Genomic DNA, 17,580 nt, shown 5'->3' with positions numbered 1-17,580 from the left:
TTATCTGATTTTAAGTGTTAGAATTGTCGTGATAGCCAATAAGATACTGATGATCCAGAAACGGGTTACAATCTTTGGTTCAGGGATATCTTTTTTCTGATAATGATGGTGTAATGGTGCCATCAAAAAGATACGTCTACCTTCACCGTATTTTTTCTTTGTGTATTTGAAATAAAATACTTGAATGATCACCGATAAGTTTTCTATTAAAAAGACACCACAAAGAAGAGGTATCATTAATTCCTTTCTAAGAACGATGGCCAATGAAGCGATAACACCACCTAAAGCTAAACTACCTGTATCTCCCATAAATACTTGGGCAGGGAAGGCATTGTACCATAAGAAACCAATACAAGCACCCACTAGAGCAGTTGCGAAAATTGAGATCTCTCCAGAGTTAGGAATATACATGATATTTAAATACTCTGAGAAAATGATGTTACCAGATAGATAGGCAAAAATGGCTAGAACTGTAGCGATAATTGCTGATGTTCCTGCTGCTAATCCATCAAGTCCATCTGTAATATTGGCACCATTTGACACCGCTGTAATGATGAAAATTACAAGTATTACATATAGAATGTGAGAAACCGTCGTATTGTTGAAGATTGTCTCATAGTTAAATTCATTGTTCTTTAAGAAAGGAACTGTCGTTTCTAATGTCCTTAGATCTTCATAATCTACACCTTCAACATATTCGTAGACTTGTTTCGAACGGTCTAGGTTTTCAGAGAATTGACGAACTTTTACATCTTCATTAGAAACTAAAGTTATTCCGACAATCAGTCCTAATCCTACTTGACCAACAATTTTAAAGCGTCCACTTAATCCGTCTTTATTCTTTTTTACCCTTTTTAAATAATCATCCAAGAAACCAATAGTTCCTGTCCAAAGAATTGTAATCAATAGAAGTTGAATATAGACATTGCTCAAATCAGCAAATAATAAAACGGGAAATACAACGGCTCCAATGATGATGATACCACCCATAGTAGGAGTGCCTTGTTTTTCCATTTGTCCAGCAAGGCCGAGGTTTCTGATGATCTCGCCCATTTGTAACTTTTGAAGTTTTTGAATGATTGGTTTACCAAAAAATCCTATATGTAAAATAGAAAAAATGGTAGCCATCATAGCCCTAAAAGTAATGTATCGGAAGAGACCGGCTCCCATTATGTCGTATTTGTCGTGTAAGTATTCAAATAAATGATATAACATATTTCTAATTTCTTAAGATCGCACTAATTAATTATTAAAAGCTTTGAAAAGTTCCTCTTTATCATCAAAATGATGGCGAACTCCTTCTATTTCTTGGTAAGTTTCATGTCCTTTACCAGCGACAAGTATAATATCTCTTGGCTCAGCCATTTCTACTGCTTTCTGAATTGCTTCTCTTCGGTCAACGATTACCGTTGTTCTTTTTGCTTGAGTAGGAGAGATCCCTTCTTCCATTTCTTCAAGAATATCTTCTGGTGATTCTGTTCTTGGATTGTCAGAAGTTAGAAAAACAACTTCACTCAGCATAGCGGCCGTTTTTGCCATTACGGGACGTTTTGCAGCATCTCTATCTCCTCCACATCCAACAACTGTAATGATTCTTTCGCCTTCTTCTCGAATATCTCTAATAGTTTCCAATACATTTTCTAATGCATCTGGAGTATGAGCATAATCTATAATGCCTCTAATATTGTTTTTGGAAACAATTTGTTCAAAACGACCTCTAGCAGGACGTAATTCTGATAATGCTTGAAGTGTTGTCAATTCGTCTTCTTCCAAACAAGAGGCTGTAGCAAATGCTGAAAGAACATTATAGGCATTAAAAGAACCAATCAATTGGAACCAGGCTTCATGCCCGTTGATGTCCATTTGAATACCTTCAAAAGTATTGTCAATCAATTTACCTTTAAAGTTTGCCATAGTCTGAAGAGCATAAGTATAATGTTTACCTTTACAGTTTTGCAACATTACATTACCTCTTTTATCATCAATATTAACTAAAGCAAATGCACTTTTTGGTAAAGTGTCGAAGAGTCTTTTTTTGGCGTTAATATATTCTTTCATTGTGCCATGATAATCTAAATGATCATGGCTAATATTACTGAAAATAGCTCCCGTTAATTGGATACCATTTAAACGTCCTTGAACAATTGCGTGTGAACTAGCTTCCATAAAACAGAAAGAACAGTTTTTCTTTACCATTTCATGTAATAAGTATTGCAAAGTAACAGGATCAGGTGTTGTCAATTTGGTTGGAATTACCTCATCATTGATCTTATTTTCAATAGTAGTTAATGCTCCAGTATTATATCCTAATTTCATGAATAAATTCTGGAGTAGTGTTACTACAGTTGTTTTTCCATTTGTACCTGTAATGGCAACCACTTTAATCTTTTCAGATGGATTATCATAAAAATTCGCAGCTACCAAACCGACTGTTTGTGAAGTACTATTAACCTTAATATAATTTACTCCTGTATGAAGTGTATCAGGTTCATCTTCTAATAAAATTGTTGTTGCACCTAACTCAATCGCTTTGGGGATAAATTGATGAGCGTCCATCACCGTTCCTTTTATTGCTATAAAAAGATTGCCGTCTGTTAATTTTCTCGAGTCCAGCTCAATCCCTGTCACCTCATTCGAAAGGTCGCCTTGGATCAAGTCGTATTCTATCCCTTTTAGTATTTCTGATATTTTCTTTATTCTCTCCACGTTTCTTCAATTATTGTAGTTTGAGATAGACGTTTGTTTTACTATTAACGCGACCTCCTGGAGTGATTGATTGTGAAACAACACGACCTGTACCTGTTGTATGTACAGAAGCACCTTCCGTTTCAATTAAATACATTGCATCTCTTAAGGTCATACCTCTAACATCAGGCATTCTACCTTTTTGTACTTTGGCATTGACCCATGCAATCGTATCTCCTTTCACTTTTGTTTTAACCCACTGAGAGGTATTTTCTGATATCTGTTGAATATCAAAAGCGTCTGATAGTAATAATAAATCGTTATAATTTCCTGCTTTTATATAAGGAAAAGCTTTTTCGTTTTCGTTGTCTACAAAATGTATATCTCTTTCGGTTGTTCTTGCATAAACTACTTCTGCAATATCTAAGAATACAGGAGCACATACATCACCACCATATCTTTTGTCACCTTTAGGTTCATCAATTGCGACAATCATAGAATATCTTGGAGCATCGGCAGGGAAATAACCAACAAATGAAGTAAAGTAGTTTTTTGTATAAACTCCTTCTTTTACTTTTTGCGTTGTACCCGTTTTACCTGCAATAGGGAACTCAGTAATATTGATTTTTTTTGCAGTTCCACTTTCCACCACCTTTTTCAACATCCCTTGCAATGCTTTTAAAGATCTTTCTGAACCGATGCTATTGTGAATAGTCTTTACACCATATTCAGCAACAACTTCATTTCCTCTCAATACTTTCTTGACAATTCTTGGTTCAACCATTTTACCATTATTGGCAATTGCATTATAGAAAGTAAGCATTTGTAAAGGAGAAGTCTCTACTTCGTAACCAATTGAAATCCAAGGTAATGAACAGCCAGACCAACTAGGGTCTCCTGGGCGGTTGATATAAGGTTTTCCTTCTCCTTCCATTTGAAAACCAATTGTGGAAGTCAAATTGAAACGATCCAAATAATGCATAAAACGCTCTGGATCTTCTCTGAAATATTTAAAGACTAATTTTGAGATACCAATATTTGATGATTTTTCAATAACTTCTTCAGCAGTTAACATACCGAATCCATTAAAGTGAGCATCTGTCATTATACATTCATCATAGAACATATATTTACCATCCCCAGTATTTACAGGTTCATCAAGATCAATATCATATTCTTCAAGAAGAGCTAACATGGATGCACTTTTAAATGTAGATCCTGGCTCCATTACACCTTGAATAGCATAATTAAAATCTTCTACATATTCTCCTTTTGAATTTTTCCCAAGGTTGACGATTGCTTTGATTTCACCAGTCTTAACCTCCATTAATAATACAGTACCAAAGTTAGCGTCATGATCGATAAGTGCTTTTTCAAGAACATTATGTGCATGTTCTTCAATATCCATATTGATGGTCGTTTGTATATCCAAACCATTTTCAGCTCTCACTTGTGCACCTTCATCCAATGGTTTCCATTGATTTCCAGAAACTCTTTGGAACAAAGCCTCTCCATCAGTACCGGCTAAGTCTTTATTAAAACTGTATTCTAAGCCACGACCAGTATATTGTGCTTTTTCATCTTTACTGATAAAACCAATTGTTCTTCTACTCAGCTCATCAAAAGGTTTAAATCGCTTCTCGTATTTTGAGAATATTAAACCACCAGCATGACGTCCTTCTCTAAAGATAGGCCAGTTGTCAATATGTTTTTTATCTTGATGTTTGACAAGTTTATGACTTAAGATCAGATAACGACGCTTCTTTTTACGAGCATTTCTTAAAAGACTATCATAATCTCCTGCACTTTTTTCTTTAAAGTATTTTGAAAGTAAAATACTCAATGAATCAATGCCACTGTTAAAAATACTGTCGTTAGAAACACATGGATCAAAAGCTAATTTGTAAAAAGGAATAGAAGTAGCCATAAGACTGCCATCATCAGCAAGAATATTACCTCTTGTTGCATCGACTCTTCTAACTTTTACTCTATTTGCTTTTCCTGCTTTTTCCCATTTATCTCTTTCAAAAAATTGTAAGTCTGAGATACGTACTATAATTGCTGCAGCAATAAATACGATGAGTAAAAAAGCAAAGCGTACTCTTAGTAATATGGAATTTCTAATTCCCATTTATTTATTAATTAATTGTCTTCTAAATTGGAAACTGAGATAACGATAGGAGCACTTTCCAAAGGAACTAATCCAAGTGGAGCAACTCTTTCTTCGATTTGCGATCGTTTACTCTCATTGATAAAGTCATATTTTAAGGTACTGTATTCAACACGTAACTTTTCAACTGACTTTTCAAGTTTATTGATTCTTAGATGTGATTTTTCCGCTTGAAATCCATTTGCGATATAGAGAATACCTAAAAAAGTTACAAAAATAATTTTTTGTATATATCCACTATTGTCATCTCCCTCATCATTAGAAATTAATTTGAGTTTAGACAATCTTTCTCTCCAAATTGAGGTAGAGGATTTAGGAGCATGCTCGGGTTTTTGTTCGGGAATTTCCTTGTAAGTATTTGCTCTCATCTAAAAATAAAAAATGTACAGAGTATCTTAATATTCAAATTTGCAAAAAAACTATCTGAATAAGATACATAATATAGGAAAAATAGAAAAAAATATGTCAAAAAATGATGATTAGGCAAATATTAAGGATAATATCTGAAAAAATCAGTTAATCGAAAATGAGGATTGTCCCAATAACATCCCGTCACAATATAGGTTGACACTATAGGAACCTTTATTGAGTAAATTTTCTGATTGATATAAAAGCTCCATTTTATCAATATCTTTAGAATAGGAGAATGTTTTTTTAGAAGTATAAAACATGTTCTCTTTAGAGCCTTTTAATCTAAAAAATTTAATATTACTATCAGGATTATAAATCGTTGCACCTTCTTCATCAACTAGGCATAAAAAGATATCTTTCTGATCGCCTTCTAATAACTTATTAGGTGTAATATTGAATTGTATGGAGACTTTAGAAGTGTTTTTTCGCTTAAAATGATTGCCTTCTTTTAGTTTAGAGACTTCATCTCCTCCCCAAATCGAAATATTGTAAGCTTTTAATTGCTTCGCCTCATCGATAATTTTCTCAAGTTTCCCTTGTTCATTCTTCAAAGAATTTATAGTTGTAGTAAGGGATGATTTTTCTTCTTTAAGATAATTATTTTCAGTAATTAAGGAATCATTCATGTTTTTTAAAGAAGTAATTTGAAGATCCCTTCTTTTTAAAATATCCTCATAAACAACCACTTTATTTTTTATTTGATTGTACCTATTTTCCTCTAATAATTGTTTAGATCTTAATTCTCTTTTTTCTTGTTCTAGTGATTTTTTAAGATGTGTAAGAGAATCAATATCTTCATTCATGATCTCTAATATCTGAATTTGTTTGTTCAATTCAGTAGAAATCGAGTCTAATTTAGCATAGGTTAAAACTAATTCGACATTTTTACTTTGAACTCTATCTTGAAGGTGAGTTGTATTATCTGATCTTAAGTATAATTGTAATAGGTTTAATGATAGAAGAGTAATCACTAAACCGATTAATATCTTTCTTCGTTTGCCAACTTTATTAAAAAAAATCTTATCAGTCATCTCGTAACAGTATTATCAAACTCCAAAATAATACATGAAAGTTATTTTTTAATAAAGAATGATGACAACTTTTTATAAAAATCTATAATTCCCAACCAAAACCTAGTGTATATTGGTAATCGACTTCTTTCCCTGGCTCTGCAGGTTGACTATCATAGTTCAATACAGTTCCTGCTTTAATGTAGAAATCATAAGGTAAATCGTATTTTATATTTGCAGTTAAATCGGTTCTCCAACGATCAACGCCTATTGTTCTATATCCTTTTATGTTGGAATTAAATGAAAGATCTCCAGTGTCAAATAAATTCACATCAAGTTGTAAATACCATTCAGCGTCAGTATTTGATGGTTTAATATAAGGTTGATCATTTTCATCTAAAGTCTCATCAAAGGATTCAGATAAGAATGATGCACCTGTTGATATACCAAGGTAGGCGGCATTTGTATGAATAATATACCAACCAATACCTAATGAAGTAGTTGTACGAAGATTAATAGATTGTTCTGTATTGGATAAATAACTAAATGCTGCTGTAGCATAAAAATCATGTGGTAAAAAATAATTACCAGTCAAAGTACCATCATTCCTTTCTATTGCATCAACATCATCTTGTGTAGATCTTAAGCTATTCAATGATAAATTTAGAGACCAACGATTGGCTAAATAACCAATGACACCAGAGGCATTTAATTGTGATAGATTATTAGCTTTCGCAAAACTATATCCTAAGTCAAAATTTGCTGACATTTTACTCATGAATGATTTTTCAACCGACTTAAGGTAAACTATTTCTTCAGGCTTGACGTCAACTGTTCCTTGATCATCGGTGATTACATGGTATAGCTTAGGATTGGTAGATGTTATTCTACCATTTAACCTTGTTCCATTCGATAATGTCACTAAAAAATAAGTGTGACAAGTCAACTCCTTAATCCCACTCCATTCTATTTTAAAATTTGAATCAGAATAATCAGTTTCTATTTCTACAACACCTTTGTCCATTTTTTTTACTTCACCAACTATAACATCACCATTGACCATCAGGAGTGAATCGGTTTGAGCAAAGGAATACAATGGGAATAGACATAAAAATAGTAGTATTAGTTGTTTCATTTTCTTTTTTGAGTTATAAAATTATATAGTTTTTGGCCTTTTGTTAAAAAACAGTGCTAAGTTACTACTAGAATTTAGGAACAATAATCTATAAAAAGAATATTTAAGAGATGAAATAATAGAATATAGCTATCGTGTTTCATTAATTTATTATTCATTTGTATTATTCAATGTGTTGAAAATAAAATGGTTGAAAATATACTATTAAGTGGATTTAGGACGACTCTTTATGATTTGACGTCTAACAATATTTATTATTTTATGTATCACTTTAACATTAATACAATTGTCTTAAATCTTATACACTGAAAAGCAATAAAGTATTAATTAATTTGAGTTTGTAATGTGTTATTTACCTAATAAAAAAGTAACTTTATTCGAAATATACCCTTCAAACATTAAATCATTTTACTGTCAACAAACATGCAATTGGAAAGCAGCATTATTATTTTACTTTTTATATGTTTCACTATTGGATTACTAATAGGTGCATGTGTTCTCTATTTTTTTTACAAGCAAAAATATGCCTCCGAAGAAGCTCGATTTAAATTAGAAGTAAAAGAAAGATTAAAACTGAATCAAAAAAATGAATTAAATGAAAAGGCTGTACAAAGTCTAAAAGAGGAAAATCAGCATTTAAAAATTAATATTCAAACTGCTAATGTTAGGATTGAAGAGAAGAATCTAAAGATAAATGATTTAAGTACTTCATTTACAGATTTGAAAAACAGTTATGAAATAGTCTCACGTGAGAATTCAAATAATAGAGGAGTTTTATTAGAAGTTCAAAAAGCGAAAGGTGAACTTGAAAACCTTAATCTAAACCTCCAAGAGGAAGGGATTCAGCAAAAAGAGGAAATTGTAGCCTTAAAAGAAAAATTATCTTTTTTTGAAGAGAAATTAGAGGGGCAGACCTCAGAAATCGAGGGATTAAACAAACGATTCAAAACTGAATTTGAAAATTTAGCACAAAAAATTCTTGAAGAAAACTCACAGAAATTTACCTCTCAAAATAGAAATAATCTCGATTCTGTTTTAAATCCTTTTAAAGATCAAATCGAAAGCTTTAGAAAGAAAATAGAGGACAATTATGGAAAAGAATCCAATGAAAGAACCTCTTTAAGAACAGAATTAGAAATGTTGAGAAAAATGAATCATCAAATTTCTCAAGATGCTCAAAATTTAACAAAAGCGCTGAAAGGAGATACAAAAACCCAGGGAGATTGGGGAGAAATGATTCTAGATTCTGTCTTAAGAAAATCAGGATTAAGAGAAGGTCACGAATACTTAGTTCAACCTACATATAGAACAGAAGATGGTGATTTACAAAAGCCCGATGTGATTGTAAATTATCCTGAGGGAAAGCAAATTATTATCGACTCAAAGGTTTCACTAAATGCCTATGAAAGGTATATCAATGCGGAGGAGAGAGCAGAACAACAACATGAATTACACTTACATATTCGAGCATTACAATCGCATATTGATGAACTTTCTAGACGTAATTATCAGCAGTTAGATAAAATTAAAACGTTAGATTATGTGATGATGTTTGTTCCGATTGAACCTGCATTTTTAGTGGCATTGCAAGAAGATGATTCACTTTGGGAATATGCTTATCAAAAGAAAGTAGTAATTGTTGGTCCAACTACTTTGATGGCTACTTTGAAAGTGATTGAAGAGTTGTGGAGAAATGAACATCAGCAAAAAAACATTGAGGATATCATTAAGCAGGCCACTAAAATCTATGATAAGGCTAGAGGTTTTGTAGAAACAATGGTTCTTCTCCAAAAAAGAATTGGTGATTCTAAAAAAGATGTTGACAAAGCCATGGGGCAACTTTCAGAAGGAAAAGGGAATTTTATTTCACTTGTAAATGAGATGAAAAAGAAAGGAAATTTAAATCCTAAAAAGTTGTTGCCTGATGAATTTGAAGAAAAACAGCACTTAGAAATCGAAGAATAATGAAAAGAGGAGTAATCCTCTTTTTTTGTACAAAATGGTTTGAACTTAAAAAGAATCAAGTGTGTTTTTTCAAATAAACCAACCTACCATGATTCGTTTATTCATTTTACTTTTATTTATTACCCATTCTAATCACATATATGGAGGTGGAGGTGATCCTAACTTAGATCCAGCTTCCGTGGATATAGAGTTTACAACAGCAGAACTTTTGGGTGGTCTAAATATAGGGTCAGAAGTAGAAGGATTAAGTCAAGATTATACTTTAGCAGATGGTACACTGATAAATACAGCTAATAATATAGCTTTTGTAAGTGATGATGAAGGAACCACTGCAAGGAGTTTAACCGTTGAATATGGTGATACAGTAACAATTACTACATCTGGAATTGTTTATTTATCACATGTATTATTATCTGTAGCTGGAGTGCTCAACATTAATGGAGATGTATATATAAGTGATCGTTTTAGTATGCTTTTTTTAGATGGAACGATTAATATAGATGGTGATTTATCAATAGCAAAAATGCCCAATAATTTTGATGGGAATTATGATGCATCAGCTGGTGCATCTTCTGTATTTTGGGCTTTTGGAACAAATGATATACTGAATTTAAGTGGAGGTTTTAATAAAGGTCAAATTTCACCTAGTGCTTATTCAGATATTCAAATTAATGAAAATGCAGACCTGCCAGTAAATCTCAAATACTTTTTTGTCCAAGAGAAATCCAATAGAGTTAAGTTGAAATGGTCTACTTTATCAGAACAGAATAGTGACTATTTTACTTTAGAAAGATCATCAAATCTTAAAGAGTGGAAAGTTATTCATAAAACAAAAGCGGCTGGAAATAGTAATACACTTATAGAATATAGTTTTATAGATCAATCACCCTTGGATCTTGCATATTACCGGCTTCATCAAGTTGATCTCGATGGTTCAAGTGTGTACTATGATCCTATTTATTTTATGAAACAAAATACATCAAAATTTAATGTTAGATTGACTCCCAATATTATAAATATAGGGGAGGAGATAACAGTTGTGATTGAAAATGCAACTTTAAACAGCGATGTGAAAATATTAGTATTTAATAATTTAGGACAAAGTTGTTTTACCAAAACAGTTCAAGCCACTTCTGAAAATTTTGATGTAAAAATAACTTTTTATGAAAAAGTAAAATCAGGACTGTATTATATGTTAGTCCAAAATAATAGAACATTTTCTCAGCAAAAGATATTTATTGATTAAAAAAAAGAGGAGCCTAAACTCCTCTTTCCTATTGTTATATTAGAATAACTTTAATGTATCTTTTCCATCATCTTCTTTATTATTCTGGTCGGACGATGAATCATTTTTCTCTGTTTGTTCAATCTCATCAACTGGATCATCTTTGCTTAAAAGTTTTGCGTCAGTGACTTTGTCGTAAGGCAACTTATTACCTAAAGCTTTCCAACCTTTCACTTCAACAAATTCTTTCAAGTTCACTTTTGTCTTTTCACGTTTTCTTCCATTCGTATACGTTAATTCAGCATCAGGAGAAAGTTGTGTAGTGACAAGAAGTAGACGAGAAGCATTGGCTTCATTGATGAATTTAAAGCGTTTGTTCATCGTTGACGTTTCGATATGGAAACGTTTGATGTAATACTGTCTATTATTAGTATCATAATGAACAGCAGAAATTGCTTTATAAGGTAAGAATTTCTCAATTAATACCACTTTCTTTGCATCATAACGATTCGTTACTTCAAAGTTAGTTAATTCATATTCACCATCTTCATAGAAAACGATAATGCGGTCTTCATCTTTAAACTTACCTAAGTACTTACCGTTTTCATCTTTATTTAAAATGCCAACAGCATCGTCATACCAAAGATCAATTGCTGGTAATGTAGAAACACCTTCACGTTTTAAAGTCACTCTACGAACAGGGTATTTAGTAAGAATATTACCTTGTGAACTTCTTCCTTTGATCTCAAGATCTGCAAAATCATATTCAAACGATTTTACTTTTGCAGAGCAATTAGGAGAAAGTGATACACCTACGATCTCAGCTTCACCATTTGGATTAGAAGAGAAGTACGTAACTTTAGATTTAGGAGATCCTTTCGTGACATTGTATTCTTTATCACGAGTGAAACTAGGCACTTGGAATCTCTTCACTCTAGTAATACCTGTAGCGCCATCTAAATAAATAGCATTGTAGACTTTTCTTTCGTCTCCTTTAATATATACTTCAGCGTGTAGTATGCCTTTTCCAACGAATTTCTTTTCTCCGATCTTCGTGATTACATACTCACCCGTATTTCTAAAGACAATAATATCATCGATATCCGAACAATCCATTACTTCTTCTACACCATCCTGACGTTTTAAGTTGTAACCAATAAAACCTTCTTTTTTATTGACATAAAGCTTGGCATTATTCGCAGCAACTTTAGAGGCTTGGATTGTATCGAAAGTTGTTAATTCAGTACAACGTTCATAATCTTTACCATACTTCTTCAATAAGTTATTGAAATAAGCAATTGCAAAGTCGATGAGGTGCTCTAAGTTGTATTGAACTTCTTTCAACTCTTCTAATAAGTTCTTTAATAATTCATCCGCTTTGAATGAATCGAACTTAGAAATTCTCTTGATTTTGATTTCAGTCAAACGAATGATATCATCCTCAGTAATTTCTCGATAGAAGCTTGGTTTATATGGAGTTAAACCACTATCAATTGTTTCTAAAACAGATTCCCATGTTTCACATTCTTCAATGTCTCTATAGATTCTGTTTTCGATAAATATTTTTTCTAGTGAGCTAAATAAGATTTTTTCTTGTAACTCACCTTCTTTAATTTTTAGTTCAGCCTCAAGAAGATTTACCGTATGATCTGTATCGTTTTTAAGAATTTCTTCTACACCCATGAAAACTGGCTTTTCGTCTACAATCACACATGAGTTTGGAGAAATAGAAACTTCACAATCAGTAAAAGCATATAATGCAGCAATAGTAACGTCAGGAGATTGACCATTCGCTAATTGAATTTCAATTTCGACATCCTTTGCAGTATTATCAATTACCTTCTTGATTTTGATTTTCCCTTGATCATTGGCTTTAATGATAGAGTCAATCAAACTAGAAGTAGTACACGTAAATGGAATCTCTTTGATCAATAAAGTTTTACTATCTGGAGATTCTAATCTTGCTCTTAAGCGTACTTTACCACCTTTTAAGCCATTATTATAATTAGAACAATCTGCTAAACCGCCCGTTGGGAAGTCAGGAACAAGATGTACTTTTTTACCTTTCAATAAATCAATAGAACCTTTAATTAGTTCTTTGACATTGTGAGGCATAATCTTCGTCGCTAAACCAACGGCGATACCTTCTACACCTTGTGCTAATAATAATGGAAACTTAACAGGTAAGTTGATAGGCTCTTTTTTACGCCCATCATAAGATAGTTGCCAATCTGTTACTTTAGGATTGAAAACTACTTCTAAAGCAAACTTAGAAAGTCTTGCTTCAATATATCTCGGAGCTGCAGCACTATCTCCTGTACGGATGTCACCCCAGTTACCTTGTGTTTCAATCAGTAACTCTTTTTGCCCTAAATGAACAATTGCGTCACCAATTGATGCATCACCGTGAGGGTGATACTGCATAGTTGAACCGATGATGTTGGCTACTTTATTAAATCTACCATCGTCTAATTCCTTCATAGCATGAAGAATTCTACGTTGTACAGGTTTTAGTCCATCATAAATGCTTGGTACCGCTCTTTCTAAGATTACATAAGATGCATAATCTAAGAACCAGTTTTGGTACATACCATCGATGTGAACAATTTTATCTCCGTTATTATGGTCTGAATTATTTGTTGAATGCTCGTTTTCCACGTTCCTTTTCTAAAAATAAATGCCGTCAAAAAAATTGCGATTATCACAAAAATATAGAAATGTAGACAGCATGCAAATGAAAAATTAATAAAGGTGACATTTCTACACGTATTTTCATGAAATGTGTAAAAAAACAACATTTATTGTATTGAATACAGTTTGTTATAGATGTGATTATATCAAATGCTCAAATATGTTTCAATTTATGTCTTCGAAATTGATTTTGTTGAAAAATAAATCAATCTATTGATGTGTATAGTATTGAGAATACGCCCTTTAATAAATGTGATTATGGTTTAAAAAGTGTTTATGTGAAAAAAAAGGGAGTCTTTATTTAGATTTAATCTAATTAATGACATATATTGCAGTGTTAAGTAGAATTAGTCTAAATAAAATAGATCAAACATGAGACAACAAGATCCTATATTTTTATCCACTACAAGTAGAGATTTACTTGATATGCTTTCTTTAGGAAATGAGGAAATGGGAGCTGATGTGACTTGTAAGAAAAAAGACTGTTGTAAAAAGTATAAGAAAAAAGGGAAGCATTGTAAGAAATGTCCTAAAATTTAATAGTTCAATCTATTTTTACCTTTTATAGGACTTTCAATTCCCAAAGTTTCATTAACTTTGCGCTAAATAGAATTTCGTAGAATTAATGAAAATGCTTACACAAGAGCTTAAAGATAGAGCAGATCAGTTGGGTTATATCGATGTAATGGAAAACAACCCAATCGATCTTAAAGCTGAAATTACACGTTTAAAAGAAGAAAAAAACGCTGTATTTTTAGCCCATTATTACCAAGATGCTGAGATTCAAGACTTAGCAGATTTTGTTGGAGACAGTTTAGCACTAGCACAAAAAGCGGCAGAAACAGAAGCTGATATAATTTTATTTGCAGGAGTTCATTTTATGGCAGAAACTGCAAAGATTATCAATCCTAACAAAAAGGTAATTCTTCCAGACTTTAAAGCAGGTTGTTCATTAGCGGAAGCCGCTCCAGCAAAGGAGTTTGGAGATTTCGTAAAAGCACACCCTGATCATACCGTAGTTACTTATATCAATTCATCTGCCGAAGTAAAGGCATATACTGATATTACTGTAACATCTACCAACGCACTTAAGATTATTAATAGTCTTCCTGAAGACGAGAAAATTATATTTGCTCCTGATAGAAATTTAGGTAAATATATCATGAAGGAAACAGGTCGTGATATGTTACTATGGGATGGAGCATGTGTAGTTCATGAAGCTTTTGCATTAGAAAAGATCTTGGATTTACACAAAGAATACCCTCATGCAAAAATCATTGCTCATCCAGAATCTGAAATGCCTTTATTAAAGGTAGCTTCATTTGTTGGTTCAACGGCAGCTTTATTAAAGTATGTACAAGAAGATGATTCGGATGCATATATTGTAGCAACAGAAGCAGGTATTCTTCACAAAATGAGAGAAGCTGTTCCTCATAAAAACCTTATTCCAGCACCTTCAAAAGAAGATAACACTTGTGCATGTTCTGAGTGTCATTTTATGAAGATGAATACATTGGAAAAAGTTTATAACTGTTTACAGTATGAATATCCAGAAGTAGATGTTCCAGAAGATATTCGATTAAAAGCAATCGGTTCAATCGAAAAAATGTTTGAACTATCTTAATTATAGATTAAAGCTGTTTGTATTTAAGATATAAACAGCTTTATTTTTTTACACTTAACCATGATGAAAGTTGATTTTCTAATCGTGGGTTCTGGTATTGCAGGATTAAGTTACGCATTAAAATTATGCGAACACTTTCAAGATAAAAATCATCACCCTAGAATTTGTCTTATTACGAAAGATGATCCGTTTGAAAGTAATACTAGATATGCACAAGGAGGAATCGCAGCTGTAATTGATGCCGATGATTCCTACGAAAAACATATTAAAGATACCTTAGATGCTGGCTCTCATATTAATAATGAAGAGGTAGTTAAACTAGTGGTTGAAAATGGACCTGACCGTATTCGAGAGTTAATCGAATGGGGAACTCAGTTTGATAAATCTGAAGATGGTGACTATAAATTAGCCAAAGAAGGAGGTCACTCTGATCATAGAATCTTACATTTTAAGGATGTAACGGGTCAGGAAATTCAAAGAGCTTTATTGAATGCTGTAAAAAGCTATGATAATGTAGAGATTCTTTCTGATTATTATGCGGTCGACTTGATTACACAACATCATTTGGGTGAAGTAGTGACCAAATACCGTGAAGACACGCAGTGTTTTGGTGTTTATGCATTAAATAAAACATCAGGAGAAGTAGAAACAATATTATCGAAAGTTACTCTATTAGCTACTGGAGGAATTGGTCAAGTGTACAATACGACAACCAATCCAAGTGTTGCAACGGGCGATGGTATAGCGATGACCTATAGAGCAAAAGGCTTGGTAAATCACATGGAGTTTGTGCAATTTCATCCAACAGCTTTATACCAAAGAGGTAATGAAGGAAATGCTTTCTTAATTACTGAAGCAATGCGTGGAGCAGGGGCTATTCTTCGCAATAGTAAAGGAGAGGACTTTGTTAAAAGATATGACAAAAGAGGATCTTTAGCACCAAGGGACATTGTCGCAAGGGCTATTGATTCTGAAATGAAAAAAGAAGGTAAAGACCATGTTTGGCTTGATGCAACAGTGATTGATAAAGCAGAACTAAAAGATCATTTCCCTTCCATTTTTCAAAAGTGTCTAGAATCAGGCATTGATATCACTAAAGATTTAATTCCTGTCGCTCCAGCTTCTCATTATTTATGTGGAGGTATAGTAGTAAATACAAAGTCAGAGACAAGTATTCGAAATCTTCTTGCTTGTGGAGAGTGTACTTGTACAGGATTGCATGGAGCAAATAGATTGGCTTCCAATTCATTATTAGAAGCTGCTGTTTATGCTCATGAAGCCTATGTTACCGCATTAAAGTTGATTGATAAAACTTCATGGAAAGAAGGAATACCAGAATGGAATAAAGATGGGACAACTGTTCCTGAAGAAATGGTATTGATTTCTCAATCAAGAAGTGATTTACAAAGAGTAATGTCCAACTATGTTGGTATTGTAAGGTCAGACGAACGTTTAAAAAGAGCTTTTAAGCGTACGGGACTGATATATGATGAAACAGAAACACTATATAAGAAGACAGTAATAAGCCAACCTTTATGTGAATTAAGGAATATGATTACGATAACTTATCTAATTATAACAGGAGCAAAAGGTCGACATGAAAATATAGGACTTCATTATTCTATAGATTATGAATAATATGAAAAAGCTACTTTCGAAAGAAGGTAGCTTTTTTCATTTTAAGCCTAATTTTTTGCGTTTTGTTTAACGTTGGCATTTTTCGAAATTTCTTTCAAAAAAAAAATGAACTTTTTTTTTGTTGAACTATATTTAATTAAAACCTTGATTTTATTTCATTTTAAGTGATAATTTATTGTATTATTTTAAGATGTAAATATTTTTTGTTTAATTTTGCTGCTTATTGTTTAAACAAATAAACGTTACACAAAATTAAGTAAGTCGAATTTCAAAACCATAAATCTTTAAACAAGATGAAAACTTTAGATTTACTTAAACTAATTTTTGTGTTTTCTATGTTGTTCACATTTACATCATGTGAAGAAGATAACGAAAACGACCTTAACCAAGAGCAGACCATTGCTGGATTGGCTGCAAGCAATACAAATTTAACGGCATTAAACGCTGCAATTACAGCAGCTGGACTTGATGGAACGTTAGACAATCCCGAAGCAAATCTTACAGTATTTGCACCTAACAATGCTGCTTTTGCTGCACTTTTAGATGGAAGTTCTATAGATGATGTTCCTGTAGAAGATCTAGCTGCAATCTTATTAAATCATGTTGTAGAAGGTTCAGTGCTTTCAGGTGATTTAGAGGATGGCCAAGAAATACAAACACTTGGACAAGCAACATTTACAGTAAGTATCCAAGGATCAACAGTTATGATTGGAGATGCAACTGTTGTTGGAGCAGATGTAGAAGCTTCTAATGGTGTAGTACATATCATTGATGAAGTTTTAATGGTAGAAGAAGAGTTACCTACAATCGTAGAGTTAGCTCAAGCAACAGATGACCTATCAACATTAGTCTCAGCAGTAGTAAAAGCTGGCTTGGTAGAGACATTATCAGGAGGAGAGTATACAGTATTTGCACCAGTTAATTCAGCTTTCGAAGGTGTTGATTTAGATGCTTTATCAGCAGAAGAAGTATCAGCAATTTTATTAGACCATGTAGTAGAAGGTACAGTATTATCAACTGATTTAT

The 17,580-nt window shown here is 32.6% G+C and carries 13 protein-coding genes; 6 read left to right on the top strand and 7 right to left on the bottom strand.

Going from position 1 to position 17,580, the window contains the following annotated elements:
- From mraY to ACXAHM_RS03640, 6 genes are all read right to left on the bottom strand, one after another.
- Entirely contained in the window at nucleotides 1-1,215 is a 1,215-nt protein-coding gene (gene mraY, locus ACXAHM_RS03665) for a phospho-N-acetylmuramoyl-pentapeptide-transferase (protein WP_474959048.1), read from the bottom strand.
- A gap of 27 nt (nucleotides 1,216-1,242) precedes the next feature.
- Nucleotides 1,243-2,706 carry a UDP-N-acetylmuramoyl-L-alanyl-D-glutamate--2,6-diaminopimelate ligase gene (locus ACXAHM_RS03660; RefSeq protein ID WP_474959047.1) on the bottom strand — a complete coding sequence of 488 codons (1,464 nt, stop codon included), beginning with the start codon at nucleotides 2,704-2,706 and terminating at the stop codon, nucleotides 1,243-1,245.
- Nucleotides 2,707-2,716: 10 nt separating this feature from the next.
- Nucleotides 2,717-4,816, bottom strand: a complete 2,100-nt coding sequence (locus tag ACXAHM_RS03655; protein ID WP_474959046.1) for a penicillin-binding protein — start codon at nucleotides 4,814-4,816, stop codon at nucleotides 2,717-2,719.
- Nucleotides 4,817-4,827: 11 nt separating this feature from the next.
- Nucleotides 4,828-5,223 carry an FtsL-like putative cell division protein gene (locus ACXAHM_RS03650; RefSeq protein WP_474959045.1) on the bottom strand — a complete coding sequence of 132 codons (396 nt, stop codon included), beginning with the start codon at nucleotides 5,221-5,223 and terminating at the stop codon, nucleotides 4,828-4,830.
- A 144-nt stretch (nucleotides 5,224-5,367) separates the two neighbouring features.
- Nucleotides 5,368-6,297, bottom strand: a complete 930-nt coding sequence (locus ACXAHM_RS03645; protein ID WP_474959044.1) for a coiled-coil domain-containing protein — start codon at nucleotides 6,295-6,297, stop codon at nucleotides 5,368-5,370.
- A gap of 82 nt (nucleotides 6,298-6,379) precedes the next feature.
- Complete coding sequence (locus ACXAHM_RS03640; RefSeq protein WP_474959043.1) at nucleotides 6,380-7,411, bottom strand: DUF481 domain-containing protein; 1,032 nt, start codon at nucleotides 7,409-7,411, stop codon at nucleotides 6,380-6,382.
- A gap of 423 nt (nucleotides 7,412-7,834) precedes the next feature.
- Between ACXAHM_RS03640 and rmuC the strand changes: the two genes are divergently transcribed.
- Both rmuC and ACXAHM_RS03630 read left to right on the top strand, forming a co-directional pair.
- Nucleotides 7,835-9,376, top strand: coding sequence for a DNA recombination protein RmuC (gene rmuC / locus ACXAHM_RS03635; RefSeq protein WP_474959042.1), 1,542 nt, complete (start codon nucleotides 7,835-7,837; stop codon nucleotides 9,374-9,376).
- Nucleotides 9,377-9,464: 88 nt separating this feature from the next.
- Nucleotides 9,465-10,622 carry a hypothetical protein gene (locus ACXAHM_RS03630; RefSeq protein ID WP_474959041.1) on the top strand — a complete coding sequence of 386 codons (1,158 nt, stop codon included), beginning with the start codon at nucleotides 9,465-9,467 and terminating at the stop codon, nucleotides 10,620-10,622.
- Between the two features lie 39 nt (nucleotides 10,623-10,661).
- Here the strand turns inward: ACXAHM_RS03630 and ACXAHM_RS03625 are convergent, their stop codons facing one another.
- Nucleotides 10,662-13,259 (bottom strand): DNA gyrase/topoisomerase IV subunit A, encoded by a 2,598-nt coding sequence (locus ACXAHM_RS03625; RefSeq protein WP_474959040.1) that lies wholly within the window; start codon nucleotides 13,257-13,259, stop codon nucleotides 10,662-10,664.
- Between the two features lie 405 nt (nucleotides 13,260-13,664).
- Here ACXAHM_RS03625 and ACXAHM_RS03620 point away from each other — a divergent pair, with 405 nt between their 5' ends.
- From ACXAHM_RS03620 to ACXAHM_RS03605, 4 genes are all read left to right on the top strand, one after another.
- Complete coding sequence (locus tag ACXAHM_RS03620; RefSeq protein WP_474959039.1) at nucleotides 13,665-13,832, top strand: hypothetical protein; 168 nt, start codon at nucleotides 13,665-13,667, stop codon at nucleotides 13,830-13,832.
- Between the two features lie 91 nt (nucleotides 13,833-13,923).
- Nucleotides 13,924-14,916 carry a quinolinate synthase NadA gene (gene nadA / locus ACXAHM_RS03615; RefSeq protein WP_474959038.1) on the top strand — a complete coding sequence of 331 codons (993 nt, stop codon included), beginning with the start codon at nucleotides 13,924-13,926 and terminating at the stop codon, nucleotides 14,914-14,916.
- 60 nt (nucleotides 14,917-14,976) lie between these two features.
- The gene (nadB, locus tag ACXAHM_RS03610; RefSeq protein WP_474959037.1) at nucleotides 14,977-16,554 is read left to right on the top strand and encodes an L-aspartate oxidase; all 1,578 of its coding nucleotides are present in this window, start codon (nucleotides 14,977-14,979) and stop codon (nucleotides 16,552-16,554) included.
- Nucleotides 16,555-16,889: 335 nt separating this feature from the next.
- Nucleotides 16,890-17,580 (top strand): fasciclin domain-containing protein (locus ACXAHM_RS03605; RefSeq protein ID WP_474959036.1); only part of this gene is annotated, 691 nt, incomplete at its 3' end.

Source organism: Flammeovirga sp. AWQ4_249, assembly GCF_056161045.1.
Note: the sequence above shows the minus strand (reverse complement) of the source record. Positions and strands in the feature narration are given on the sequence as shown.